Raw genomic sequence first — 23,058 nt, forward strand, 5'->3', positions numbered from 1 at the left:
ATCACCTTTTTAAATGAACTTGATAATCATTCTCATTTTGGTAGCATGAAACATAGCAAAGGCTATGTTTTTGAGGCAGAGAATGACAGACAGTCGCGTGGCAAGTAACAACAGCAGTCGTACAGCGCGCCGGATGAGGCTTGCGCTGATGGGGCCCGCATTTATTGCCGCCATCGGCTACATCGATCCGGGTAACTTTGCGACCAACATTCAGGCCGGGGCCAGTTTCGGCTATCAGCTTTTGTGGGTGGTGGTATGGGCCAACCTGATGGCGATGCTGATTCAGGTGCTTTCTGCCAAGCTCGGTATCGCCACGGGCAAAAACCTGGCGGAACAGATTCGCGACCATTACCCGAGACCGGTCGTGTGGTTTTACTGGGTGCAGGCCGAGATCATCGCCATGGCGACCGATCTCGCGGAATTTATCGGCGCGGCGATCGGCTTTAAGTTGATCCTGGGGATCTCGCTGCTTCAGGGCGCGGTATTAACCGGGATTGCGACGTTCCTGATCCTGATGCTGCAACGGCGTGGGCAAAAACCGCTGGAGAAAGTGATCGGCGGGCTGCTGCTGTTTGTCGCCGCAGCCTACATCGTCGAACTGATTTTCTCGCAACCTGCGCTGGCCCCACTGGCAAAAGGGATGATTATTCCTTCTCTGCCCACCTCGGAAGCCGTATTCCTCGCGGCGGGCGTGCTGGGTGCGACCATCATGCCGCACGTGATTTACCTGCACTCATCGCTGACACAAAATCTGCACGGCGGTAGCGCGCGTGAACGCTATAACGCTACGCGCTGGGATGTGGCGATAGCCATGACCATTGCCGGATTCGTTAACCTCGCGATGATGGCGACCGCTGCCGCCGCGTTTCACTTCCACGGGCATACCGGAATTGCGGATCTCGACCAGGCGTATCTGACGCTGGAACCGTTGCTCAGTCATTCAGCCGCCACTATCTTTGGCCTGAGCCTGATTGCCGCCGGGCTCTCCTCTACCGTAGTGGGTACCCTGGCAGGGCAGGTCGTGATGCAGGGCTTCATTCGCTTCCACATACCGCTGTGGGTGCGCCGCTCCGTCACCATGCTACCGTCGTTCATCGTGATCCTGATGGGGATGGATCCGACCCGCATTCTGGTGATGAGCCAGGTGCTGCTGAGCTTCGGGATTGCGCTGGCACTGGTACCGCTGCTGGTCTTTACCAGTAATCAAAAACTGATGGGTGAGTTGGTAAACTCCGCACTGGTAAGACGCACCGGTTGGCTGATTGTGGGTCTGGTGGTTGCGCTGAACGGCTGGTTGCTGGTGGGGACGCTGCTGGGGCTCTAGCATAAAACCCGTGGCCCGCGACAGGTCACGGTTTTGCTTACGCATTTCCCATAGGATGGATGCGCCTTGTTAATCGGTGCGCATCCATGAATCACTTCGATCTCGCTTTTCTCAAATATCTCCAGGATAACTCGCCGCTTGCCATCGATGCTGCCGTGCAGCGTTTTGGTAAAACCCTCTCTACACTCAAGCGCACGATGAAGGAGATTAACGATCTTCTGCCGGAACACGCCCAGCTTCATCAGGATAATCAATTCATTACCACCCGCATTGGTTATCGGGAATACATCGAATTTTTGCAGCGTGTACAGTTCAGCCGCTATATCACCACGCCTGAAGAGCGCGTAAGCTGCCTGTTGGTTGCACTTTGCCTGCACGATGTGGTGAACAAAAACGAGTACTACAAAAAGTTTAACGTTAGCGCCGGAACGGTGAAGAACGATAACCCGCTGATACAGCGTCAGTTGCAGGTTCACGCGCTGTCACTGGTAAGCGTTCCTCGTAAAGGTTCGCGGCTGGTCGGTAATGAATTTCGTCTGCGTGTCGCTGCGTGCATCGCGATAGTAAAAACCGTTGAGATAGGCGCGAATCATCGGTTAGTGGCGCATCAGGCGAACGAGCCAGCGAATCGGGCCATTGCTGAACAATTTCTTGATGAATGCGCAGAAGAGATCGTTCAGGCGGCAGAGTGCTATTCCCGCGTCATTAGCCCAATAATCCGCCCCGGTTATAACGGCAGAAAGTATTTGCTGGTTTATCTTAGCCTGGGGCTGCATCGTAGTAAGCGGGGACACAGGATTACGCCCGCGGAGACAGTCCGGTTCCTGACAACTTATCCCTATCAGGCGCTGGACAGTGACGCGGAAAACGCCTGCCTGGATATGTTGATTGCCTCACTTACGCTGACGTACCGTCCCTTTACGCTTTATGATGCGGCGCTGGTTCACTGCGTGAGACGAGTGTGTACGATACTGGCGCGCAAGCTGAACGTTACCATTCATAGCCCTCACGCCTGGTTTGCTGAACTCTATAACTTCATTTATGCCGCAATTATTCAGAACACGCTGCGGCTGTGGTTTGATGATAAAAAATTACACGGTGTTGAAGGGCGGTACCCTGACTTATGGCTACAGGTGCGGCAGGCGTTAGAAGAGATTGAGCATCTGTGGCAGGTCTCTTTTTCGCCTGTCCATCTGGCGACGCTGATCCTGATTATCAAGAAATATGAACTGAGAAATAGCGTAGTGAGTGACGCGAAAAAACGCGTAATCATCGTCACAAATTCCTCAGAAAGCAAAGTGGGTTACTTTCGGGAAGTGCTGCTCTCACGGTTTCACATTGATGTTGTGGCATGCGTAAACATTAATGAAATAGACCTCCTGAAGCAGGAGGCATTTGATCTGCTCATCACATTCACCAACAAAATCTCCAATCATCTGCGCTATGCGGAACTGGAATGCGTGAAAGTGAATTTCTGGCTGACGCAGGAAGATTTCAGGCTGTTACGTGAACGCGGTTTACTCCCCGCGCGTCAGAAAATACCTGCCGACACATTTGTGCGGCAGGTACAAGGCATGAGCCCGGAAGCGTTAAAAGCGTTTCTCGAATTTCGCTACGGCGACATCTTTATTTAAGTGCATCGACACGGTCGGCGGCTTCCCGCGCAATTTGCGAACAAAGGCCGAGGTAATGCGCCGGATCGAGCAGCGCCGCTATCTCTTCATCGCTGAAATGCTCACGTATGACATTATCCTGACGTAAAACGTCTGCATAGGGCAGCGATTCGTGGGTACTGCGCATCGCCAGTTGATAGACGCGCTCGTGGGCGGCATCTTTGCCCAGTTTCTCCACCAGTTGCATCATGATTTTCTCGCTGTTAATGAGTCCATGCGTTAACTGCGCATTTTGCTGCATCCGTTCACGATGAATCACCAGTGTGCGCGTCAGCTCCTCGGCACGCATGACTATCTCAGTGATGCACTCCATACTCTCCTGTATATTGGCATCAAAAATAAAATAGGCGGAGCTGTCTGCTTCAAAAGGGCGTGAGGTGACATAGAGACAGGAGGTCAGCACGGAATACAGCTTCTGCGCATTACCGATAATCCCTTTGGCCAGTTTCGGGTTTACTTTTTGCGGCATTGTGCTGCTACCGACGGTGCCTTTGGTAAAGGCCTCCGACACTTCGCCAAACTCCTCACCAGAGGTTTGATAGACCTCTTCCGCTATCTTATGCAGGGTTGTGGCCAGCAAGCACAAATTGCTGATGTACTCCATGCGGTACACGCGTGAATTTCTTGAAGGTATTGCCATTGAATGCATGCCGAGCCGCCGGGCAACGCTCTCCTGAACTTTCCGTCCGGTCTCGCCCGTAGCGTGAAAGGCGCCAACGGCACCCCCCATCATCACCGTAAAAATTCGCTTTTCGGCTTCGCGCATTCGTTCTTGCGCGCTCAGAAGCTCTTCAATCCACACCGCAACTTTGTAGCCCCAGGTAATGGGCAATGCGTGTTTCCCGTGGGTGCGGCCCGCCATGAGCGTATCGTGATGCGCGCGCGCCATAGCGGCGAGGTTGTGTAAAATATCGCGTAGGAATGTCTGTATTTGCGCATCGAACTGCTTCGCCAGATAGAGCTGTGCGGTTTGCTGGATATTCTGTGTTGTCACGCCGTAATGAACGTATTTTCCGCTTTCACTCTCACAGGCTTTCACCAGCACTTTCAGCACCGGCACAAAACCGTGGCCAATTTCACGCAGCAGGCGATCCATCTCCAGTAGATCGATGCGTTCAACCCGGCAATTGGCGGCAATATTTTCAGCCGCGCTGGCGGGGATCACACCATGCTCCGCCTGAGCCAGGGCCAGCGCGGCCTCAACGTCCAGCCAGGATTGCACTCGCGCCTGTTGGCTAAGCCATGTTTTCAGACCGCGATCGTCAAGCGTTTTGCTTTTTGAATCATAGAGTGCGCGCATTATTCTCTCCTTGTTTTTAATTCGCGCCCGCGAGACGGTCATCTACCGCGTTACGGACAAACTCAACATGTGGGCCAAAGACCACGTGGATGTGGTTGCTTGAGGGAATAAATGTCCCCAGCGCGCCGGAATCTTTCAGCAATGCCATATCAATTTTCTTCTGATCGCTCAAATCGATGCGTAAACGAGAAACGCAGTTCTCAACGCGTTTGATATTCTCTTTACCGCCGAGCCCCTGAATCACCAGTTCGGCGACTTTATCGTATTCTTTATTATTCAGCAGGGTGCTGTCGGTCGTTTCACTCTCACGCCCCGGCGTTTAAATATCGAACTTGCTAATCGCGAAGCGAAATACAAAATAGAACACGACAAAGTTAACCATACCCAGCAGAATTAAATTCAGCCACTGCGTGTGCTCGTACATCAAACCAAAAATGCCGAAGTCAAAAACAGTACCGCGAATATAACCAATAGATACGTCCAGTAATTGCAGCGGTATAGTCAATAAACCGCACAGTACGGCATACACAATAAACAGTTTTGGTGCGATAAACAGGAAGGAAAATTCAAGCGGTTCGGTAATATTGCCGAGCATCGCCGTTAATACCACGGTGAGAATCATTCCCTTAGCGAATTTTTTATTTTTGAAATAGGCGGTGTGGTACATGGCAAGGCCAATTGCCGGCACACGAAACAGAGTGGTTAACATTTGCCCGGAAGCGAGATAGCTGGTCAGTGTGGGCATAAATTCTTTCCAGGCCGTATGGGCAGGGCCAAGGTCGAAGAGAATCTTATTCATTACGGGCAGAATTCCGACGTAAGTTTGCCCGTCAATAAGATAGGTGCCGCCAGCGGCGGTGAAGCGCACGGTGGAGCTGAGCACATGCTGCAGGCCGAAGGGAATGAGCAGGCGGTTAAGCGTCATATAAATTCCTGCGCCGACGTTCGGTGCCATCATAATGGTTGAGACGGCGCGCATGCCGGCGGTAAAAAGCTCCCAGATGAACGGAATGATTAAGCCCACCGGGATCGCGAAGGCGATGGTCAAAATAGCCACTGACTTTTTACCGCTAAAAAAAGCAAACGCCAGCGGCAGCTGTAAGCGGTAAAAACGGTCGGTTATTTTCGCTGCCAGAAGACCCGCGATAATTCCGCCCAGCGCCTCAATCTTCAGCGTTTGGATCCCTAAAATCATCCCCTGGCCTGCAAGCGAAAGGTCGCCTTTAGCCAGGTCACCGGCCAGTTTTAAATGCACATGCATGGCGATAAGCAATGTCAGATACGCCGCCACGGAGGCAAATACGGCAATCCCTTTTTCTTTCTTCGACATGCCGTACGCGACGCCCATCGCGAAAAGCAGTGGGATATTATTAAATATCACACTGCTGATTAATCCCAGGGAAGATAAAACGGCTTTGAATATGTCATTACCTAAAAAAGGCAGCTTATCGATCATATAGCTCTGACCTAAAGCAGAACTAATGCCCATTACCATGCCAACCGGAGCCAGTACGGCAATAGGTAATAACAGTGAACGACCGAATGTCTGAATTTCATCTCTAAAATGTGCATTCATGATAGTAATCCTGACGTGAAATACCGTCACGCTAAGATACGTTGAGCACCTTTTTGCTCAAGGGCAAATAGTGATGAATAAAAAGCGCAGGATTTGACCATAAAAAAAGGTTCCTGATATACAGAAACCCTTTTTAAAGTCATTAGCGTTGGGGGAAATTAATGATGCTTCCCGTGCCCATGTCCGTGACCACGTCCTCGCCCGTCATGGCGGCCATCGTGATAACCGCGCTCATAAGCCCGGCGATTATCCCAACCGCGATGTCTGCCGTTATCGTGACGATGCCAGCCGCGATCGCGCCATTGATAGTGATCGTGCCAGTAACCCCGGTCACGCCAGCGGCCGCCGTCCCAGTAGTTACCGTAATTATCACGATCGCCAATTTGTAATTTTATTGATGGCAGCAGGGTGATTTCACCAGCGTTAGCAATCATTGGTGCTGCTGAGGCCATCAATACTGCAGCCAGAATCAGTGACCTGAACATAGTTTATCTCCTTCACGATCGGGCCTTGCCCGGCCTGTTAACCCTATATTACGAACAAGTAAATATCCGTATCATCGGGGTAACTCCTAAATCGTAAAGGGCAGCACTTTTTGCTAAAAGTGCTGCTAATTTGCGCTATTGCAAAATCGCGTCTATGGCGGCCCGCTCTTCAACGCTGAAGTGCCTGTTATTCAGCATGCCAACGGCGTCATCCAGTTGCGCGGTTTTACTGGCGCCAATCAGTACCGATGTCACTTTATCGTCACGTAATACCCAGGCCAGCGCCATTTGCGACAATTTCTGCCCACGCTGCATGGCTATCTCATTTAACTGGCGAACCTTCGCGAGTTTCTCATCCGTCAGTTGATCCGGATTAAGAAAACGGCTGCCGCTGGCGGCACGGGAATCTGTCGGAATACCATTGAGATAGCGATCCGTAAGCTGCCCGCCCGCTAACGGTGAAAAAGCGATGCTGCCAACGCCTTCCTGCTTCAGCAGATCGAGCAGCCCATCTTCTACCCAGCGTTCAAACATGGAATATTTTGGCTGGTGGATCAGGCAGGGAGTGCCCAGATCGTTAAGAATCGCAAGGGCCTCTTTCGCACGGTCAGCCGGGTAGTTGGAAAGCCCGATGTACAGCGCTTTGCCCTGACGTACGATGTGATCCAGCGCACGCATAGTTTCCGCCAGCGGCGTATCCGGATCCGGACGGTGATGATAAAAAATATCCACGTAATCCAGCCCCATGCGTTTCAGGCTTTGATCGAGGCTGGCGACCAGATATTTACGCGATCCCCAGTCGCCATAAGGCCCATCCCACATGGTGTAGCCCGCTTTGCTGGAGATAATCAGCTCATCGCGCCAGGGTAAAAAGTCTTCCCGCAGAATGCGGCCAAAATTACTCTCCGCCGAGCCCGGCGGTGGCCCATAGTTGTTGGCTAAATCAAAATGGGTAATGCCGAGGTCAAAGGCATGGCGCAGCAGCTGCCTGCTGGTTTCGATTAACGTGGCGTCGCCAAAGTTATGCCATAAGCCCAGCGAAATGGCGGGAAGTTTCAGCCCGCTTGCGCCGCAGCGACGATATTCCATCGTGTTGTAGCGTGACGGATCTGCCTGATAAACCATAAGTTCCTCCGCAAAGCATCAGTAGTGTATACGTTTACACTACGCATTGTTGCCGCCGCCGTATACTCCCTTTCGCTGTAAATTTTACTTTCCAATAGCATTTTCGTATCTGTCTGGACAGGCGAACCGCTTCTTCAATACTCAGAGATGAGCAAGTGGCTAAAGGGTACTTATCATGCAAACGTCTTACACTGTTGCGGATTATCTACTGGATCGCCTCGCGGACTGCGGCGTGGACCATCTGTTTGGCGTGCCGGGAGATTACAACCTGCAATTCCTCGACCATGTGATTGCGCATCCTGCGCTGCGCTGGGTTGGCTGCGCCAATGAACTCAATGCCGCTTATGCCGCCGATGGCTATGCACGCGTTCAGGGTTGCGGCGCGTTGTTGACGACTTATGGCGTGGGAGAGTTGAGTGCGTTAAACGGCGTAGCGGGAAGCTTTGCCGAATATGTGCCGGTGCTGCACATTGTGGGTGCGCCTTGTACTGGGTCGCAGCAGCGTCAGGAGCTTCTGCACCATACGCTGGGCGACGGAAAATTCGACCATTTTCGGCAGATGAGCGCCCCGATTTCCGTGGCGCAGGGCGTGTTAACCGTCCGCAATGCGACGGATGAGATCGACCGCGTATTGACTGAAATGATCAAACATCGCCGTCCGGGCTATCTCTCTCTGCCCGCCGACGTGGCAAAAGCGCCGACCAGTCGTCCGGTAAACGCGCTTACGCTTACCGATACAGCCATCAATGACGGCCAGATTGAACGCTTTACGCGAGCCGTCCGCGACCTGCTGCAACCCTGTCGTCGGGTCTCTCTGCTGGCGGACTTTCTCGCGCTGCGCTTTGGCCTGCAAGAAACGCTGCGCGACTGGATGGCGCAGACACCGATTCCTCACGCCTCGTTGTTAATGGGCAAGGGTTTGTTTGATGAGCAGCAACCGGGCTTCGTGGGTATATACAGTGGTGTGGCGAGTTTATCGCAAACGCGCGAATCGATAGAGGACGCGGAGGCGATTCTGTGTATCGGCACGCGTTTCACGGATACCACTACAGCAGGCTTTACCCACAAAATTCCGGACAAAAAATCGATTTCAATTCAACCGTTTGCCGCGCGTGTCGGCGATCGCTGGTTCAGCGGGATTCCGATGGCGCAGGCGACGCAGGCGTTGATTGCCGTGAGCCATGAGCTATCGGCGAAATGGCGCACGGAAACACGCTGCGTGGCGCCGCTTGCCCCCGGAAAAGCGGGCGAGTTAACACAGGCGCGCTTCTGGCAAACGCTGCAAAAACATCTCCAGCCAGGCGACATTATTCTGGGCGATCAGGGGACCGCGGCGTTTGGCGTAGCGGCCCTTAAGCTACCCAGCGATGCTTCACTGATTGTGCAACCGCTGTGGGGCTCAATCGGTTTCACGCTACCCGCCGCGTTTGGCGCGCAAACCGCTCGCCCGGAAAGACGCGTGGTGCTGATTGTCGGCGATGGCGCAGCCCAGCTGACGATTCAGGAACTGGGTTCAATGCTGCGCGACGGCCTGCGACCGTTAATTCTGCTGCTGAACAATGATGGCTATACGGTGGAGCGGGCGATCCATGGCCCCGAAGCGCGCTATAACGACATCAGTTTGTGGAACTGGACGCAGCTGCCGCAGGCGCTGAACCTCGACAGCCAGGCCCAGTGCTGGCGCGTAACCGAAAGCGTTCAACTGGACGAGGTACTGGCGAAAACCGCGCAAATTGAACGCTTAACGCTGGTGGAAGTGGTGCTGCCGAAGCAGGACATTCCTGACCTGCTTCGTGCCGTCACTCAGGCGCTCGAGACGCGCAACAGTAAAGGCTAGGGTTTGTCTTTACGCGGAACCATCATCATCGGCTTGCCCGCCAGCAGGAGCCAGGCGGGCAGCATCACAATACACAATAGCGGTAGAAGCGTGGTATCCGGCACGACCACCGCGGCCATAAACAGACTCAGCCAGCCATCACGCGTGACGACCAGCACCAGCCCCAGAATCGCGCAGGAAACGGTAATTGCCGCTGGAACGGCATCGACGTGAGCGTGCAACATCAGACCGAGCGCCACGGCGACAAATACCGCCGGGAAGATACGGCCACCACGAAAACCGCTGGCCGAGGCAATCACCAGCGCCGCCAGCTTCACGGCGGCAATCAGCATAAAATCACTGCTGGTCAGCGTCTGGCTAAAGGCGAGCTGCTGCATTTCGTCGAGCCCTTTAAACAGCGTAATAGGCCCGCCGATAATCCCCAGCAGGCCCAGCAAAAAACCACCGGCGCTGAGAACCAGAACCGGATGTTTTAAGCGATGCATCAGGGCGTGCAGACGGGGCAGACACCATACCGCCACCATGCCCACCGCAATGGCGATCGCCGCAACCACCGCACCGCTGAAAATATCGATTATCCGCATCTGCTGATAATGGGGAATCGGCAGCGAAAAGTGTGGCTGGAAGAAGAGGCTGGTGGTGAGCGCCCCGGCAGCCGCCGCCAGCAGCGGCGCAAACAGGCGATCCCACAGTGGCGCGTCGTTATTGCCATTCAGGGTTTGCGAGAAAATCAGTGCCGCGGCGACCGGCGTGCCAAACAGCGCGCCGATGGTGCCTGCGGCGGCAAGGATGGTCCATTCAAGGGAACTAACGCGCGGGAAAAAGCGTGCGCCGAGCACCACGGCGAGCGCGATATTCACCGACATAATCGGATGCTCCGGGCCGAGGCTAACGCCGCCTGCCAGGCCCAGAACCAATGCGAGAATCAACCCCGGCAAGCAGTAGGGCGCGACGGGCACGCCAATTAAGGGTTCTGTCGCCGGGTCGGGCCCCGCGTGACCTGGGCTAAAGCGAATCACCAGGCCTACCGCCAGGCCGGTCAACGTCAGTACAAGTATTATCCACCACGGTGAATCCCAAGAGACGCCTAATGCGCCGGGGAGGGTGCTCCACAGCAGGTGCTGCAATACTGAGGCGAGTTTCATCACCACAATTAACATCAGGCTGGCGGCAACACCAATAACCATCGCCGGAATGGCGAGTAATAACATCGTGCGGGCTCGCGGATGGAGCATGATGATTTCCTTTTGGCTAAAAGCTGGCATCACTTTGCCGGGTTCTGTAAATGCCTTCAGCGCAATAGATGCTGAAACGATACGGCGAAACAGAGATATCCTTAAGGTTGATACATAAAATTATGTGACGTAGATCGATAATCCTGGGGTGCTCACACAATCGTCATTGTTGTTACAGCGCCTTGAATTTACTCTGTGATAAAGAATTATCCTGACTTTAGCGGAGCCGTAACGGAATGACAAAGTTTGCATTAACAGGAGACGTCGGGGGCACCAACGCGCGTTTAGCGTTATGTGACCTCGCCACGGGCGAAATCTCGCAGGCGAAGACCTACTCAGGCCTGGATTATCCAAGCCTCGAAGCGGTGGTCCGCGTCTATCTCAAAGAACACAATGTGCAAGTGGAAGACGCCTGCATCGCCATCGCCTGCCCGATCACCGGCGACTGGGTGGCGATGACCAACCATACCTGGGCCTTCTCCATTGCTGAAATGAAGAAGAATCTCGGCTTTGCGCACCTGGAAATTATTAATGATTTCACCGCCGTGTCGATGGCTATCCCGATGCTGAAAAAAGAGCACCTGATTCAGTTCGGCGGCGCGGAACCCGTAGAGGGCAAACCGATTGCGGTTTATGGCGCCGGCACCGGGTTAGGCGTGGCGCATCTGGTTCACGTTGATAAACGTTGGGTCAGCCTGCCGGGCGAGGGCGGTCACGTGGATTTCGCGCCGAACAGCGAAGAAGAGGGGATTATCCTTGAAGAGCTGCGGGCGGAAATCGGCCACGTTTCTGCGGAACGCGTGCTTTCCGGGCCGGGGCTGGTCAATCTGTATCGCGCAATTGTGAAATCTGATGGTCGTCTGCCGGAAAACTTACAGCCGAAAGACATCACTCAGCGTGCGCTGGAAGATTCCTGCATCGACTGTCGCCGCGCGCTGTCGCTGTTCTGCGTCATCATGGGGCGATTCGGCGGCAATCTGGCGCTGACGCTCGGCACCTTTGGTGGTGTCTATATCGCGGGCGGCATCGTGCCGCGCTTCCTCGAATTCTTTAAAGCGTCCGGCTTCCGTGGCGGTTTTGAAGATAAAGGCCGTTTCAAAGCCTACGTGCAGGATATCCCGGTCTATCTGATTGTTCACGATAATCCAGGCCTGCTGGGCTCCGGGGCGCACCTGCGCCAGACGCTGGGGCAAATTCTGTAATTCCTTTCTTATACCGGGTGATGCTCGCTCACCCGGTATCCTTACAAATGCATCAACTGACGAAACTCTTTCACCTTGCTGCGGCTGACGGGCACCTGAAAATCAAGGTCGCGCAGGCGCAGGATATAGGTGTTATTAAACCACGGCTCAATCTCGCGGATCTTATCCAGATTCACACAATACGATCGATGGCAGCGGAAGAAGTGAGTGGCCGGAAGCTTGCTGCAAAACTCAGTGATGTTCATGGGCATCACGTACGACTCGCGTTTGGTGTACACGAAGGTCATTTTCTCGTGCGCTTCGGCGTAGTAAATATCGTTGATGCTGGTAACGATAATGCGCTCATCTTTAATCAGATTGATGGTGTCGTTTTCGCGCGCAGTCGTTCCCGGCATCGCGGTACTGCCGCCCGCTTGCTGTTGCCAGGCGCTTTCCAGTTTCTGCAACATGCTGATAATGCGTGATTCCTGGTAAGGCTTAAGAATGTAATCAAACGCCTCCAGCTCGAACGCCTCTACCGCATGTTCCTTCCACGCGGTGATAAACACGATAAACGGCTTATGGGCAAACTGGCTGATGCTTTGTGCCAGCAGCACGCCATCCAGCGAAGGAATATTAATATCAAGGAAGATGGCGTCCACTTTGTTGTGCTGTAAAAAACGCAGCACGTCGAGGCCGTCGTCAAACGTGCCGACAATCTCCATCTGGCTGTGTTCTTTTATCAGCCAGGTCAGTTCCTGTTGCGCCAGAATCTCGTCTTCAACAATGATGACTTTCATTTTTTCTCCCTATAACGGCAGCAGAGTGGCGGGAGCCGTTACCGGCGTGCGCGCGTTGGGAACGTAAAAGGCGATTTCCGTGCCTGGCTCCAGACGGCGGATGTGCAGCCCCTCGCCATACAACAATTTTACCCGGTGATGAACGTTCAGCAGACCAATTTTATTGCCTGGCATTTCATTGGCCTCAACGCGGGCGATGACCTGTGGGTCAATGCCGTGCCCGGTGTCGCGCACGCTGATGCGCACGCGGTTGCCGCTTTCGGTGATGCTAATGGTGACCACGCCCTTGCCCTTACAGGGCTGGATGCCGTGGACGATGGCATTTTCGACCAGTGGCTGAATCAGCAGGCTTGGGATCACGCAATTCACCTCATCATCGATATCGTAGATAACCGTCAGCTTATCGCCAAACCGCGCCTGCTCAATGGCGATGTAATCTTTGATTTGGTACAGCTCTTTGCGGATATCAATCTGCTCATCGTCTTTCAATTCAATGTTATAGCGCAGATAGCGGGACAGATTAAAAATCAACTGGCGCGCGGTGTCCGGATTCAGGCGAATGGAGGACGAAATCGCGTTCAGCGCGTTAAACAGAAAATGGGGATTAATCTTGCTTTGCAGGGCGCGCAGCTCTGCCTTATTTGCCATTTCCCGGAGCTGCTCGGCGCGCGAGACCTCCAGCTGCGTCGAGATAATCTGCGACAGGCCAACCGCCATCTCCTGCAAGGATGAGGTAATCTGGTGCGCGTGGCAGTAGTAGATTTTCAGCGTCCCGGTCACTACGCCTTTCTCCCACAAGGGAATCACCAGCATCGAGTGAATTTCCGGCGTGCGATAAGCCTCATCATTGTTTTTAATAATGATTTTTCCGCTGGTAATCGCCTCAAAGGTAGTTGGGCTAACAATATCGTCCTGATCGCGATAGTTATTTTCCCCGACGCCGACATACGCCAGCACATGGTCAGTATTGGTAATCGCCACCGCATCGGCGTGGATATCGTTGCGGATAATGTCACACACCTGACGCAGGGATTCGCTATTCACATGACGGAACAGCGGCAGCGTTTTGTTGGCGATATCGAGCGCCAGCTTGGCCTGCCGCGCGGCGCTGGCCTCTTTTTCCCCCTCCACGCTCTGCACCAGCAGTACGATAAAGCCGATACAGACGCTGCCAAGAATCATTGGAATACCGATTTTAGAGACAATATCGATACCCAGGGCGGTGGTTGGCGCCCAGACAATCACCAGAATCATGGTCAGCGTTTCACACAGCATCCCGGCCAGAATACCGATGCGCCAGTGTTGCGCTTTAGGGATTTTGACGTTGATCCAGCCCGAAAGCAGCCCGGCAATAATACTGGTGATGAAACAAGGCACGGCAGTAACGCCACCAATATCAATCAGATAGCGGTGTACCCCGGCAATCAGCCCGACGATGGCGCCGACCCAGGGCCCAAACAGAATGCCGCCGGACATTACCGCGATAATACGCACGTTGACCAGCGAGCCTTCAACCGGTACGCCGGACCAGGTGCTGAACAGGGCGAACAGTGAGAAGATCGCGCTCACGGCAAGCAACTCTTTCGGGGTGTGGGCCGTTTTGTGCAGCAGTTCGCGGAAGAGGCGGATGCGGATCAGGAAAAACAGGCAGATCAGCATCAGCGCTGCGCGGTCGAACACCGCCAGCAGCATGTTGAAAATTTCGTGCATGGGAACGCCGGGTTTATCAGGAAAGTCTTATGATAAGAAACCCCGCGCCAGATGACCAGTTGTCTGGATAGGAGGATGAAAATTCGTAATCCACAAAATAAAAAGGGGATTAATCGATAATCGGCTAATCAACGGGAAAAAGGGGATTATTAAGAATTTCTCATGAGAACAACAGGATAAAATTAAGTTAATTAAATGTTGTTAAAAATCCCATTGTGAACGCAGGTAGAATTTTTATATTTTTAAACTTCCTCTTTTTGTACCCAGAACTATTTTTTGTCTTACCCCTCGACAGACGGTTTTTTTTCAGGCTATTTTCTAAACACGCCACTGTCGTGGCAGCGTCGCTCGGACGGTCCGGGCGCTAACGTGAATCTGAGGAACCTATGGCTGAATTCAGTCCTGAACGCCGTTTTACGCGTATCGATCGCTTACCCCCGTATGTTTTCAATATTACCGCTGAACTGAAAATGGCTGCGCGTCGGCGCGGCGAAGACATTATCGATTTCAGCATGGGTAACCCGGACGGTGCGACTCCGCCGCATATTGTCGAAAAACTCTGTACCGTCGCCCAGCGTCCGGATACGCACGGCTACTCAACCTCGCGCGGCATCCCGCGTCTGCGTCGTGCCATTTCGCGCTGGTATCAGGACCGCTACGACGTTGAAATTGACCCGGAAAGCGAAGCGATTGTTACCATCGGTTCGAAAGAGGGGCTGGCGCACCTGATGCTGGCCACGCTCGATCATGGCGATACGGTGCTGGTGCCGAATCCCAGCTATCCGATTCACATTTACGGCGCGGTGATTGCCGGCGCGCAGGTGCGCTCGGTGCCGCTGGTGGAAGGCGTCGACTTCTTTAACGAACTGGAACGTGCCATTCGTGAAAGTTACCCGAAGCCGAAAATGATGATTTTAGGCTTCCCGTCGAACCCGACAGCCCAGTGTGTTGAGCTGGAATTCTTCGAAAAAGTGGTTGCGCTGGCGAAACGCTATGATGTGCTGGTGGTGCACGACCTCGCTTACGCCGACATCGTCTACGATGGCTGGAAAGCGCCGTCGATTATGCAGGTACCGGGTGCGCGCGATGTCGCGGTTGAATTCTTCACCCTGTCGAAAAGCTACAACATGGCGGGCTGGCGCATCGGCTTTATGGTCGGAAACAAAACGCTGGTTAACGCGCTGGCCAGGATTAAAAGCTATCACGACTACGGTACCTTTACGCCGTTGCAGGTCGCGGCTATTGCGGCGCTGGAAGGCGATCAGCAGTGCGTGCGCGATATTGCCGCACAGTATAAACGTCGCCGTGACGTGCTGGTGAAAGGGTTGCATGAAGCGGGCTGGATGGTCGAGTGCCCGAAAGCGTCAATGTATGTGTGGGCGAAAATCCCGGAACCGTATGCCGCGATGGGCTCGCTTGAGTTTGCCAAAAAGCTACTTCAGGACGCGAAAGTGTGCGTGTCGCCGGGCATTGGTTTCGGTGATTACGGCGATACCCACGTGCGTTTTGCACTAATTGAAAACCGTGACCGTATTCGTCAGGCGGTAAGGGGCATTAAAGCGATGTTCCGCGCCGATGGCCTGCTGCCTTCCGGCACGAAGCACACGGCGGAAAACACTGACTGATAAAACGCAAACAGGAGCCAAAAGGCTCCTGTTTTTTTTTACATTCTTGGTTAGATCATCAGGGCAAATGTACCGGCCCAAACGATGACCATAAACGACACACCCATAAATAAATATTTCACGACTCATCTCTCCGCGTATTTCACGTTTATACGCTCTAACGAAAACATGTCCTGTTGTGACATTGTGAGCTGACGCACATTGGCATCACCTCAGAATTCGGTGCATCACTGCTCCAGATGGCGCTAATGTACGCTTAATTTTAGGGGGTGACAAGTGAGATTTTTTTATTAATTTTTAGTTACTTACAACTGTCGTGGATCGGCGACACATTAATTTCTTACGGTAATATATTGCCTTTCAGCGACGGGCTTTTTTTGGGATGCACTCTAAGTAAACCACATTGATTTAATGGTTAATTTTGTCTGAAACTCAGGCGGGAGACTGCGCATCTCCCGCCTGTATGACATCACTCAAACGTTCCTTTCACGCAGGCATAGCCGTTACGCACCAGCATTTTTCCTTTCGCCCAGACCTCGTCGATATGTAAGCCTGCCGTGAAGATAATAAAATCGGCATCGCAACCCTCTGCCAGCTGCCCTTTATGTGCAAAACCGAGAAATTCGGCGACGGTTTGCGTGAACGGGCGCAGGGCCTGTTCCAGTGGAAGCTGATGGCGATGAACCAGTTGTTGAAGCGTACATAACAACGATTCGAATCCCGCGACGCCAATTCCCGTCAGTTTTCCTTCGGCATTAAACACCGGCTGGCTACCGTTACCGTCAGAACTCACCGTCATGCGCGCGAGCGGTACGCCGTCGCGAAGGGCGCTGGCGATGGCGGTCGCCGCATCAATGGGCGTCTCAATGCTGCTGGTGATATCGATATAGCCGCCTCGCAGCGCGAACGCTTTCGCCTGTGCAAACAGCGGCTCAGCGCGGTTAACGTGAGTGGGCAGCAGCTTGTTAATCGGCACATCGGCGTGTTGCAGGATGGCCTCCAGCGGCGCAAGCCCGCGCGGGCTGTTGCCCATATGAAATACGCTAATGCCTGCTTTTTCGCCCAGCAAACCACCGACGCGCGCGAGCGCCGCCATATTGGCAAGTTGCTCATTTCCCGGTGCGGAGGAGCGGTGATCGGAAATCGCGCATTTCACGCCAATCACCTTATCGATGAGCGCCACATCGCGATCCACGCCGCCGGTGATGGTTGGCGAGGGCAGGGAGTACGCGCCCGTCAGCATCCATGCGCTAATGCCTTCATTTTCCAGCGCCCGGGTTTTCGCCAGCAGCGATTCCGGATGGCGGGTGATGCCATCGGTACCCAGCAGACCGACAACGGACGTAATGCCCGCTTCGACCAGCTTCGACAGCCGCACTTCCGGCGTACGCGTATGCGGCCCGGCTTCACCCCCGCCGCCAATCAGATGCACGTGCTGGTCAATAAAACCGGGGCAGACAATCGCCTGTTGCAGATTAATGACCTCGCAGCCTGGCAGCCCGCTTGCGTCAATCTCCGGGGCGATAGCGACAATTTTTCCCCCGGCGACCAGAAAATCCTGCACGCCGAGGCAGTCCGGCGCATAGAGATGCGCTTGCTTAAACAGACGCAGTCCGGGTAGGGTGATTTCCATGTAAAACCTCTCTTATACAATCACTTGCATTACCCAGATAGAAAGCAGGGCGTTAATGACACAAATGGTGATGATGTGCGGATAATATTTCGGGTTAACCCCCGCCGTGCCCAGGCAGCGCCCGGTATTCTGCACCGGGTTACCCATCAGATAGATCGCGGGAAGCAACACCGTCGCATCATGGCCGTTTAGCGCGCCCGAAACCACCAGACTCGCGCAAACGCCGATGCCGCCGCCCATACTCATCACCGAGGCCAGCAGCACGGCCGCCGCTTCACCGGGGAGTCCCCACAGCCCCATCACCGGTTCGAAAACCTTGCCCACAATATCCAGCAAGCCAGTGACTTTCAGCGCCTGAATAATTACAAATGCCATTACCACGTTGGGTAACAGGCTGGTAGTGGCGATGGTGAAACCGCGCCGGGCACCCTCGACAAACAGATCCATCACGTTCTTACGGGCGTGCGTGCTCATCCACGGCCTCCTTGCGCTGACGGCTTTCGATTTGCGCGATCCACAACCGCAGCAGGTTTGCGCCGACAAACTTAAATACCAGAATCACCGCCAGAGGGGTGATTACGGGAACAGTGATTACGGTAAACAGCGCCGCGCCAGAGGAAAAATAGTTAGTAATAATGGCGCTGCCGCTGGTCTGAAAGGTGGCGAATATTGCGCGTTCCTGGTCGCTGATCGCACCTTCCTCCGCCAGTTCTTTGGTCATCCCCGCAGCGGCATCGGTGTTTTGCAGGTTGGCAATCAACGCCAGCGAGCAAATACCCGGCACGCCAAGAATAGGCCTGAGGATGGGCGTCATGAGCTGCTGCGCGGCGCGTAATCCGCCTAATCCTTCGGTAACGGAAATAATGCCAAGCGACAAAATCACCGAAGGCGCCAGTTCAAGGGCAAAGAGAAAACCGTCCTTCGCCCCCGTCCCGCCGGTTCCGCGAAACGACACGACGCTCTGCCCGGCGCTGTTCACCGCGCCAAACGTGCCGTTCAGCACGGTAAAATCAAATACTCGCCACCATTCGGTGGATTTCGCAAAAAAGCCTGAAAAGAAAATGACGGTCATAAAAAAGGCGAGATAACCCACCCAACTGACCTTCTCCTGTATCGGGGATGTTTTTTCCATACTTCCCTCCGGTTGACGTTATCCCTGAAACGCAACCTCCAAAGTAGTTGAACCGCAGCGGGAAACGAACCCTAAGAGAAATTTTTCAGAATTCATAAAGACGGGAAAAAACGGAAGAGAGTACTCTTTAAGACAACCTCTCCGCCCGGGAGAGGTTGCGGTAATACGCAATCTACGCCACGACTGGCGCACCATTACGATATAACAAACATTGGGTATCGCTCTTCTCCACAGCCACTACCGTCGCGGTTACGATGCTGTGTGTTGTATCGTCGATTATCTGATCCACTACACAGTCAAAACTGACCGCGGTACCTTCCAGTACCGGCGCGCCGGTTTTCAGCGGATACCAGTTGCCCTCGCAGAAACGCTGCTCGCCGTGAAAGGCTTTGCTGGCAAAGCGCATGGCGTGCTCCAGTTGCTCTGGTGCCAGAACGTTCACCCCAATACCTTCACCGACGGCAAGTTGCTGGTGGGCGCTGGCGGCTTTACCGACGCACACCAATATGCGCGGCGGATCGACGCTTACGGAACAAAATGACGAGGCGGTCAATCCGTTGCGTTGTGCATCGGAATTCACGGTGATTACCGCGACCGGCAGCGTGAGCTGGCGCATTCCCAGCTTAAAATCTTCGGGCGTTAACGACAGTGTCATGCCGCTTCCTCCGCATCGGGTTTGCGATACGCTGGGTCAAACGGTTCGCGCAGGCCGCGCGCTTCCAGGCGCGGCAACACTTCGTCGCGGAAATAGGGGAAGTCTTCAGCGTAGTTAACAAAAGCGAGGGTCGTTCCCGAGAATCCGGCGTGATAGAGTTTTTCCAGCCCGTCGGCGACATCGTCCGGTGTCCCCACCAGCGGATAACCTCCGTGTCCGGCGGAGAATCGATCGCGAATAAGTTGCAGCTGGTCTTTCGGGAAAGACTCCGCGTTTTCAAACATCAGACGAATGATATTGTCCACCGCCGCCCAGTCTGCGTGTGACTGCGAGTAGTGTTGATGGTACGCCTCTGCCTCTTCGCGTGTTGGGCGACATACGACATAGGAGAAGGTCAGCAGATTTAACGGATGCTTACGTACCACATTGGCTGCCTGCTGCTTAATTTCAGCAATTTCTTTGGCAGAACGGTCCAGGCTGATGGCTGACGTAAACAGGAAGTCAGCATTACGTACAGCAAATTTGCGTCCTTCCCCGGAGCCGGCAGCGTTAAAAATCGGCACATCTTTGCGCAGCGGATGCGGCAGGCTATAGGTCTGCTTGAGCCTGAAATAGTGGCCTTCCCAGTCGAACGGTTTCTCCTCGCGCCACAGTTTCTGAATCACTTCGAACCACTCCTGGCCGAAGGCGTAACGGCTCTCGTGATCGTAGGGGAGGTCGCCGCCCAGCGCTTCGTACTCCGGGCGGTTCCAGCCACAAACCACGTTCAACCCGGCGCGTCCCTGGCCGATGTGATCCATCGTCGCCAGTTGTTTTGCCACCACCACAGGATGGTTAAACGAGGTGTGTACGGTGGTAAATACGCTGATGTGGCGCGTGGCGGCCAGCAACGCGGAAGCCCAGGTGGTGGTTTCCAGCACGTTGCCATGGAAGTTGGTTTCGCCGCCGTAGCCAATCCAGCGGGCGATAGGCAGCAGGAATTCCAGACCGGCTTCGTCGGCAAGCTGCGCCATTTTCAGGTTGTTTTCCCACGAGTTATCCCAGCGCTCCCCGACTTTTGTCACGGCCATTCCGCCGGAGCAGTTGGATGCAAAGAAACCCAGCTTAAACTTATTGTTGTTGAACATACGGTTTGCTTTTATTTCCGCCATGGTATGGCTCCTGTCAGGTAAGTGAACGTCAACGATAAACACGTGAGGATTATGTATTTCACACATGAATATTTTAGGTTTAAAATAAAAATGTCCAGAGGGGCTTTGGTGAATAATTGCTCAGGTGTGAGAAATGTCACAAGAGCAAATCGTTATCGAAACGGGTAAAAACAGAGGAGTTTGTGATGGACGCAAACGCGTTAAATATCCCACAACCGGATGGCGCCATGGATGTAAAACTGTGGTTGCGCCTGCTCTCCTGCGTCAATCTTATCGAGACAGAATTACGCCAGCGGATGCGTGAACAGTTCGCCAGCACGCTGCCGCGCTTCGATATGCTGGCGCAGCTGGATCGTTTCCCGGATGGGATAAAAATGGGCGAACTTTCCCGGCTGATGCTGGTGACGGGCGGTAACGTCACCGGGCTGGCGGACAGCCTGGAGAAAGAGGGCATGGCGGCACGGGTCTATGATCCCAGCGACCGCCGCTCTTGTCGGGTGAAGATAACCGCGACGGGCAAAAAGCAATTCGACCAGATGGCGAAGGCGCACCAGCGCTGGCTGAACGAGCTGATGAGCGGCCTGCCAGAGGCGGAAAAAGCGCATCTCTATACGCTGCTGGGGGCGTTTAAACAGCAGTTACCCACCGCGTAATCTTTTTTTCGCAATGCGGATAGTGGCTTCAGTAATTGGATAGTTGCCTGAAGCAGGCCTCCTACAATGTTACTTGTTTGTTAATAATCATAACGCATTGAACAGGTGACCGTAGATGACGACCGCTATACTGGCAGCACTTTCCAACGGTATCGCTCAGGGAGCGATCCGCATTATCGATCTGACCCAGACGCTGAGTGAACGCTTCCCGACGCTGCAATTGCCCGAGCAGTTTGGCCAGGCGCAGGGTTTCAAAAAAGAGGCCATCTCGCAGTACGATGAGAAAGGGCCGGGCTGGTACTGGAACAACTTTAGCTGTAGCGAACATACCGGCACGCACTTTGATGCGCCAGCCCACTGGATCAGTGGCCGTGAACACGCGCAAAACACCGTTGATACCATTGACCCTACCGCCTTTATCGGCCCGGCCGTGGTGGTGGACGCCAGCCGTGAAGTGGCGGAAAACCCGGACTGGGTGCTGACCGTGGATTATCTCAAAAGCTGGGAAGAGCAGTACGGTGTAATTCCAGCGGGAGCATGGCTGCTGTTTCGTACCGGATGGTCAAAGAAAGCGAATGACGCGCAGGCATTTCTCAACATGCGTGAAGATGGAGCACATACGCCTGGCCCATCCCAGGAAACGGTTGAATGGTTGATTCATCAACGTAACGTGCGCGGTTTTGGCGTTGAAACCATTAACACCGATGCCGGACAATCCTACGGCTGGCCGGTACCTTATCCTTGTCATACGTTAATGCATGGTGCGAACAAATATGGCCTGCAATGCCTGACCAATCTTGACCAGTTGCCGACGCGTGGTGCGGTGATTATTGCGGCACCGCTCAAAATTGAAGAAGGCTCCGGAAGCCCACTGCGCGTCCTTGCGCTGGTGGCGGAATAATCTGTCGCCCGGTCAGCGTTTACGCATACTCTGGCTGGGCGTCTCGCCAAAGCGTGATTTGTACTCTGCGCTAAAACGCCCCATGTGGGCAAATCCCCAACGTAACGCCACACCGGTAACATTGTTTACTTCCCCTGTCAGCAGTTCCGCCCGCACGCGTTCCATTCGCGTATCACGCAGATACTGCATGGGGCTGACGCCAAGAAAATTTTTAAATCCGGCATAGAGCCCGCGCAAACTCACGCCACCAATTTCTGCCAGCATCTCAGCACTTAAGGTTTCGTGAGCGTGGGCGTGAATGTACTCCTGAACCCGGCGCACATGCGAAGGACGAATGGCTGCTCGCTTTTGTTGTCCGGGGTGTTGGTAATTATGCCGATGGCTATTAAGCAGGGTGGTGGCGACCAGTTGCTCAATTTGCTGGCGAATTAAACGGTGCTTATCCAGATCTAACCCCTGGCTGGCGCATTCCATCAGATAACCGATTAACGCGCACCAGGCGGGGTTTTCCTGCCAGCGAAAAGCGCTGTCAAAACGCAGCGGTCCGTTCAGCGGCTGCCCGAGTTGCCCCATCAGAGTGCTTTCGAGCAGTGAGCGAGAGATGCGCAGCAGAAATTGATCGTTGCCTGGCTCCCAGCGCATGCGAGTCACGTCTTCCGGGTTAATCACCGTTGCCAGCTGCGGCGTGGAAATGATTTCTTGCCCTTCACTGATGATGGTTGCGTGGCCGTGCAGCGGCATCTGTACCAGAAAAAAATCTTTTAGCTGTGCCGGAGCGATATCGACCCGCGAGCTATAACGCAGGCGATTAAGCGAGATTTCCCCCATTGCGATGTGGTGCATACGAACATCGGCGCGCGCACCGCGATCCACCAGATCGACCTGGCAAGGCTTAAAAATACGCCCGACGATCCCGGCGGCCTGTTCCAGCGATGCCGAGGCAAACAGCAGGCTCGATGAGGCATTGAGATGGCTAAGGGCGGCAGAAAGACGCGGTGAGGCGATTTCGTTGATCAACATAACAGACTCCTCAATAGCAAAAGTTAAAGGGGAACGCTGTGA

General features: G+C 54.0%; 22 protein-coding genes and 1 pseudogene. 8 read left to right on the forward strand and 15 right to left on the reverse strand.

The features are described from left to right. Positions 1 to 45 precede the first annotated feature (45 nt). The 3 genes from ACWWFX_RS00530 (at position 46) to ACWWFX_RS00540 (ending at position 2,958) form a co-directional block, all read left to right on the forward strand. Positions 46 to 108, forward strand: a complete 63-nt coding sequence (locus tag ACWWFX_RS00530; RefSeq protein WP_436650122.1) for a hypothetical protein — start codon at positions 46 to 48, stop codon at positions 106 to 108. Next, entirely contained in the window at positions 83 to 1,324 is a 1,242-nt protein-coding gene (locus ACWWFX_RS00535; RefSeq protein WP_276219572.1) for an Nramp family divalent metal transporter, read from the forward strand. Before ACWWFX_RS00530 ends, ACWWFX_RS00535 begins: the two co-directional genes overlap by 26 nt. Before the next feature lie 86 nt (positions 1,325 to 1,410). Beyond that, complete coding sequence (locus ACWWFX_RS00540; protein WP_473222950.1) at positions 1,411 to 2,958, forward strand: BglG family transcription antiterminator; 1,548 nt, start codon at positions 1,411 to 1,413, stop codon at positions 2,956 to 2,958. Here the strand turns inward: ACWWFX_RS00540 and ACWWFX_RS00545 are convergent. The 5 genes and pseudogenes from ACWWFX_RS00545 to mgrA all read right to left on the reverse strand — a co-directional run bounded on the left by ACWWFX_RS00545 (position 2,951) and on the right by mgrA (position 7,483). Next, positions 2,951 to 4,297: a class-II fumarase/aspartase family protein gene (locus ACWWFX_RS00545; RefSeq protein WP_473222951.1), complete on the reverse strand. Its 1,347-nt coding sequence runs from the start codon at positions 4,295 to 4,297 to the stop codon at positions 2,951 to 2,953. The genes ACWWFX_RS00540 and ACWWFX_RS00545 overlap by 8 nt on opposite strands. 16 nt (positions 4,298 to 4,313) lie before the next feature. Beyond that, positions 4,314 to 4,604 (reverse strand): annotated as a pseudogene (locus tag ACWWFX_RS00550) (PTS sugar transporter subunit IIB); the annotation flags it as partial. Positions 4,605 to 4,616: 12 nt separating this feature from the next. Next, a complete protein-coding gene (locus ACWWFX_RS00555) occupies positions 4,617 to 5,873 on the reverse strand; it encodes a PTS transporter subunit EIIC (protein WP_473222952.1) in 1,257 nt (418 codons plus the stop codon). A 158-nt stretch (positions 5,874 to 6,031) separates the two neighbouring features. Next, positions 6,032 to 6,358 (reverse strand): DUF2502 domain-containing protein, encoded by a 327-nt coding sequence (locus ACWWFX_RS00560; RefSeq protein ID WP_276219580.1) that lies wholly within the window; start codon positions 6,356 to 6,358, stop codon positions 6,032 to 6,034. Positions 6,359 to 6,493: 135 nt separating this feature from the next. Next, positions 6,494 to 7,483 (reverse strand): L-glyceraldehyde 3-phosphate reductase, encoded by a 990-nt coding sequence (gene mgrA, locus ACWWFX_RS00565; protein ID WP_473222953.1) that lies wholly within the window; start codon positions 7,481 to 7,483, stop codon positions 6,494 to 6,496. Between the two features lie 175 nt (positions 7,484 to 7,658). Here mgrA and ACWWFX_RS00570 point away from each other — a divergent pair, with 175 nt between their 5' ends. Beyond that, positions 7,659 to 9,320: an alpha-keto acid decarboxylase family protein gene (locus ACWWFX_RS00570; protein WP_473222954.1), complete on the forward strand. Its 1,662-nt coding sequence runs from the start codon at positions 7,659 to 7,661 to the stop codon at positions 9,318 to 9,320. Here the strand turns inward: ACWWFX_RS00570 and ACWWFX_RS00575 are convergent. Further along, positions 9,317 to 10,555, reverse strand: coding sequence for an ion channel protein (locus tag ACWWFX_RS00575; protein WP_276219587.1), 1,239 nt, complete (start codon positions 10,553 to 10,555; stop codon positions 9,317 to 9,319). The genes ACWWFX_RS00570 and ACWWFX_RS00575 overlap by 4 nt on opposite strands. A 236-nt stretch (positions 10,556 to 10,791) precedes the next feature. Here ACWWFX_RS00575 and glk point away from each other — a divergent pair, with 236 nt between their 5' ends. After that, positions 10,792 to 11,757 carry a glucokinase gene (gene glk, locus ACWWFX_RS00580; RefSeq protein WP_276219589.1) on the forward strand — a complete coding sequence of 322 codons (966 nt, stop codon included), beginning with the start codon at positions 10,792 to 10,794 and terminating at the stop codon, positions 11,755 to 11,757. A 41-nt stretch (positions 11,758 to 11,798) separates the two neighbouring features. On the opposite strand, the gene ACWWFX_RS00585 is transcribed toward glk, so the two are convergent. Both ACWWFX_RS00585 and ACWWFX_RS00590 read right to left on the reverse strand, forming a co-directional pair. Further along, complete coding sequence (locus tag ACWWFX_RS00585) at positions 11,799 to 12,536, reverse strand: LytR/AlgR family response regulator transcription factor (protein WP_276219591.1); 738 nt, start codon at positions 12,534 to 12,536, stop codon at positions 11,799 to 11,801. Between the two features lie 9 nt (positions 12,537 to 12,545). Then, positions 12,546 to 14,246: a sensor histidine kinase gene (locus ACWWFX_RS00590; protein ID WP_276219593.1), complete on the reverse strand. Its 1,701-nt coding sequence runs from the start codon at positions 14,244 to 14,246 to the stop codon at positions 12,546 to 12,548. 386 nt (positions 14,247 to 14,632) lie between these two features. Between ACWWFX_RS00590 and alaC the strand changes: the two genes are divergently transcribed. Then, positions 14,633 to 15,871, forward strand: coding sequence for an alanine transaminase (gene alaC, locus ACWWFX_RS00595; RefSeq protein ID WP_456146138.1), 1,239 nt, complete (start codon positions 14,633 to 14,635; stop codon positions 15,869 to 15,871). Between the two features lie 50 nt (positions 15,872 to 15,921). Here the strand turns inward: alaC and ypdK are convergent, their stop codons facing one another. The 6 genes from ypdK to ACWWFX_RS00625 form a co-directional block, all read right to left on the reverse strand. Then, the gene (gene ypdK, locus ACWWFX_RS00600) at positions 15,922 to 15,993 is read right to left on the reverse strand and encodes a membrane protein YpdK (protein WP_108473772.1); all 72 of its coding nucleotides are present in this window, start codon (positions 15,991 to 15,993) and stop codon (positions 15,922 to 15,924) included. Positions 15,994 to 16,340: 347 nt separating this feature from the next. Next, positions 16,341 to 17,504 (reverse strand): beta-aspartyl-peptidase, encoded by a 1,164-nt coding sequence (iadA, locus tag ACWWFX_RS00605; protein ID WP_473222955.1) that lies wholly within the window; start codon positions 17,502 to 17,504, stop codon positions 16,341 to 16,343. A 12-nt stretch (positions 17,505 to 17,516) separates the two neighbouring features. Then, entirely contained in the window at positions 17,517 to 17,978 is a 462-nt protein-coding gene (locus tag ACWWFX_RS00610; protein WP_276219599.1) for a YjiG family protein, read from the reverse strand. Next, positions 17,959 to 18,636 (reverse strand): nucleoside recognition domain-containing protein, encoded by a 678-nt coding sequence (locus ACWWFX_RS00615; RefSeq protein ID WP_473222956.1) that lies wholly within the window; start codon positions 18,634 to 18,636, stop codon positions 17,959 to 17,961. Before ACWWFX_RS00615 ends, ACWWFX_RS00610 begins: the two co-directional genes overlap by 20 nt. Positions 18,637 to 18,808: 172 nt before the next feature. After that, the gene (locus tag ACWWFX_RS00620; RefSeq protein ID WP_276219603.1) at positions 18,809 to 19,291 is read right to left on the reverse strand and encodes a flavin reductase family protein; all 483 of its coding nucleotides are present in this window, start codon (positions 19,289 to 19,291) and stop codon (positions 18,809 to 18,811) included. Beyond that, a complete protein-coding gene (locus ACWWFX_RS00625) occupies positions 19,288 to 20,442 on the reverse strand; it encodes an LLM class flavin-dependent oxidoreductase (protein WP_456146123.1) in 1,155 nt (384 codons plus the stop codon). Before ACWWFX_RS00625 ends, ACWWFX_RS00620 begins: the two co-directional genes overlap by 4 nt. A gap of 185 nt (positions 20,443 to 20,627) precedes the next feature. Between ACWWFX_RS00625 and ACWWFX_RS00630 the strand changes: the two genes are divergently transcribed. Both ACWWFX_RS00630 and ACWWFX_RS00635 read left to right on the forward strand, forming a co-directional pair. Beyond that, positions 20,628 to 21,095: a MarR family winged helix-turn-helix transcriptional regulator gene (locus ACWWFX_RS00630; RefSeq protein WP_473222957.1), complete on the forward strand. Its 468-nt coding sequence runs from the start codon at positions 20,628 to 20,630 to the stop codon at positions 21,093 to 21,095. Between the two features lie 115 nt (positions 21,096 to 21,210). Continuing rightward, complete coding sequence (locus tag ACWWFX_RS00635; RefSeq protein ID WP_276219609.1) at positions 21,211 to 21,996, forward strand: cyclase family protein; 786 nt, start codon at positions 21,211 to 21,213, stop codon at positions 21,994 to 21,996. A 12-nt stretch (positions 21,997 to 22,008) separates the two neighbouring features. Here the strand turns inward: ACWWFX_RS00635 and ACWWFX_RS00640 are convergent, their stop codons facing one another. Further along, positions 22,009 to 23,016, reverse strand: coding sequence for an AraC family transcriptional regulator (locus ACWWFX_RS00640; RefSeq protein ID WP_276219610.1), 1,008 nt, complete (start codon positions 23,014 to 23,016; stop codon positions 22,009 to 22,011). Positions 23,017 to 23,058 lie beyond the last annotated feature (42 nt).

Source organism: Pseudocitrobacter sp. 2023LY-00077 (genome assembly GCF_055796175.1).

Excerpts from the sequence above, each read along its gene's own strand:
- ACWWFX_RS00620 (WP_276219603.1), bottom strand. The coding sequence starts at position 19,291 with ATGACACTGTCGTTAACGCCCGAAGATTTTAAGCTGGGAATGCGCCAG.
- ACWWFX_RS00560 (WP_276219580.1), bottom strand. The coding sequence starts at position 6,358 with ATGTTCAGGTCACTGATTCTGGCTGCAGTATTGATGGCCTCAGCAGCA.
- ACWWFX_RS00635 (WP_276219609.1), top strand. The coding sequence starts at position 21,211 with ATGACGACCGCTATACTGGCAGCACTTTCCAACGGTATCGCTCAGGGA.
- ACWWFX_RS00610 (WP_276219599.1), bottom strand. The coding sequence starts at position 17,978 with ATGAGCACGCACGCCCGTAAGAACGTGATGGATCTGTTTGTCGAGGGT.
- alaC (WP_456146138.1), top strand. The coding sequence starts at position 14,633 with ATGGCTGAATTCAGTCCTGAACGCCGTTTTACGCGTATCGATCGCTTA.
- ACWWFX_RS00575 (WP_276219587.1), bottom strand. The coding sequence starts at position 10,555 with ATGCTCCATCCGCGAGCCCGCACGATGTTATTACTCGCCATTCCGGCG.
- ACWWFX_RS00535 (WP_276219572.1), top strand. The coding sequence starts at position 83 with ATGACAGACAGTCGCGTGGCAAGTAACAACAGCAGTCGTACAGCGCGC.
- ACWWFX_RS00570 (WP_473222954.1), top strand. The coding sequence starts at position 7,659 with ATGCAAACGTCTTACACTGTTGCGGATTATCTACTGGATCGCCTCGCG.
- ACWWFX_RS00590 (WP_276219593.1), bottom strand. The coding sequence starts at position 14,246 with ATGCACGAAATTTTCAACATGCTGCTGGCGGTGTTCGACCGCGCAGCG.
- glk (WP_276219589.1), top strand. The coding sequence starts at position 10,792 with ATGACAAAGTTTGCATTAACAGGAGACGTCGGGGGCACCAACGCGCGT.
- ACWWFX_RS00585 (WP_276219591.1), bottom strand. The coding sequence starts at position 12,536 with ATGAAAGTCATCATTGTTGAAGACGAGATTCTGGCGCAACAGGAACTG.
- ACWWFX_RS00625 (WP_456146123.1), bottom strand. The coding sequence starts at position 20,442 with ATGGCGGAAATAAAAGCAAACCGTATGTTCAACAACAATAAGTTTAAG.
- ACWWFX_RS00640 (WP_276219610.1), bottom strand. The coding sequence starts at position 23,016 with ATGTTGATCAACGAAATCGCCTCACCGCGTCTTTCTGCCGCCCTTAGC.
- mgrA (WP_473222953.1), bottom strand. The coding sequence starts at position 7,483 with ATGGTTTATCAGGCAGATCCGTCACGCTACAACACGATGGAATATCGT.
- ACWWFX_RS00615 (WP_473222956.1), bottom strand. The coding sequence starts at position 18,636 with ATGGAAAAAACATCCCCGATACAGGAGAAGGTCAGTTGGGTGGGTTAT.
- ACWWFX_RS00555 (WP_473222952.1), bottom strand. The coding sequence starts at position 5,873 with ATGAATGCACATTTTAGAGATGAAATTCAGACATTCGGTCGTTCACTG.
- ACWWFX_RS00630 (WP_473222957.1), top strand. The coding sequence starts at position 20,628 with ATGGACGCAAACGCGTTAAATATCCCACAACCGGATGGCGCCATGGAT.
- ACWWFX_RS00540 (WP_473222950.1), top strand. The coding sequence starts at position 1,411 with ATGAATCACTTCGATCTCGCTTTTCTCAAATATCTCCAGGATAACTCG.
- ACWWFX_RS00545 (WP_473222951.1), bottom strand. The coding sequence starts at position 4,297 with ATGCGCGCACTCTATGATTCAAAAAGCAAAACGCTTGACGATCGCGGT.
- iadA (WP_473222955.1), bottom strand. The coding sequence starts at position 17,504 with ATGGAAATCACCCTACCCGGACTGCGTCTGTTTAAGCAAGCGCATCTC.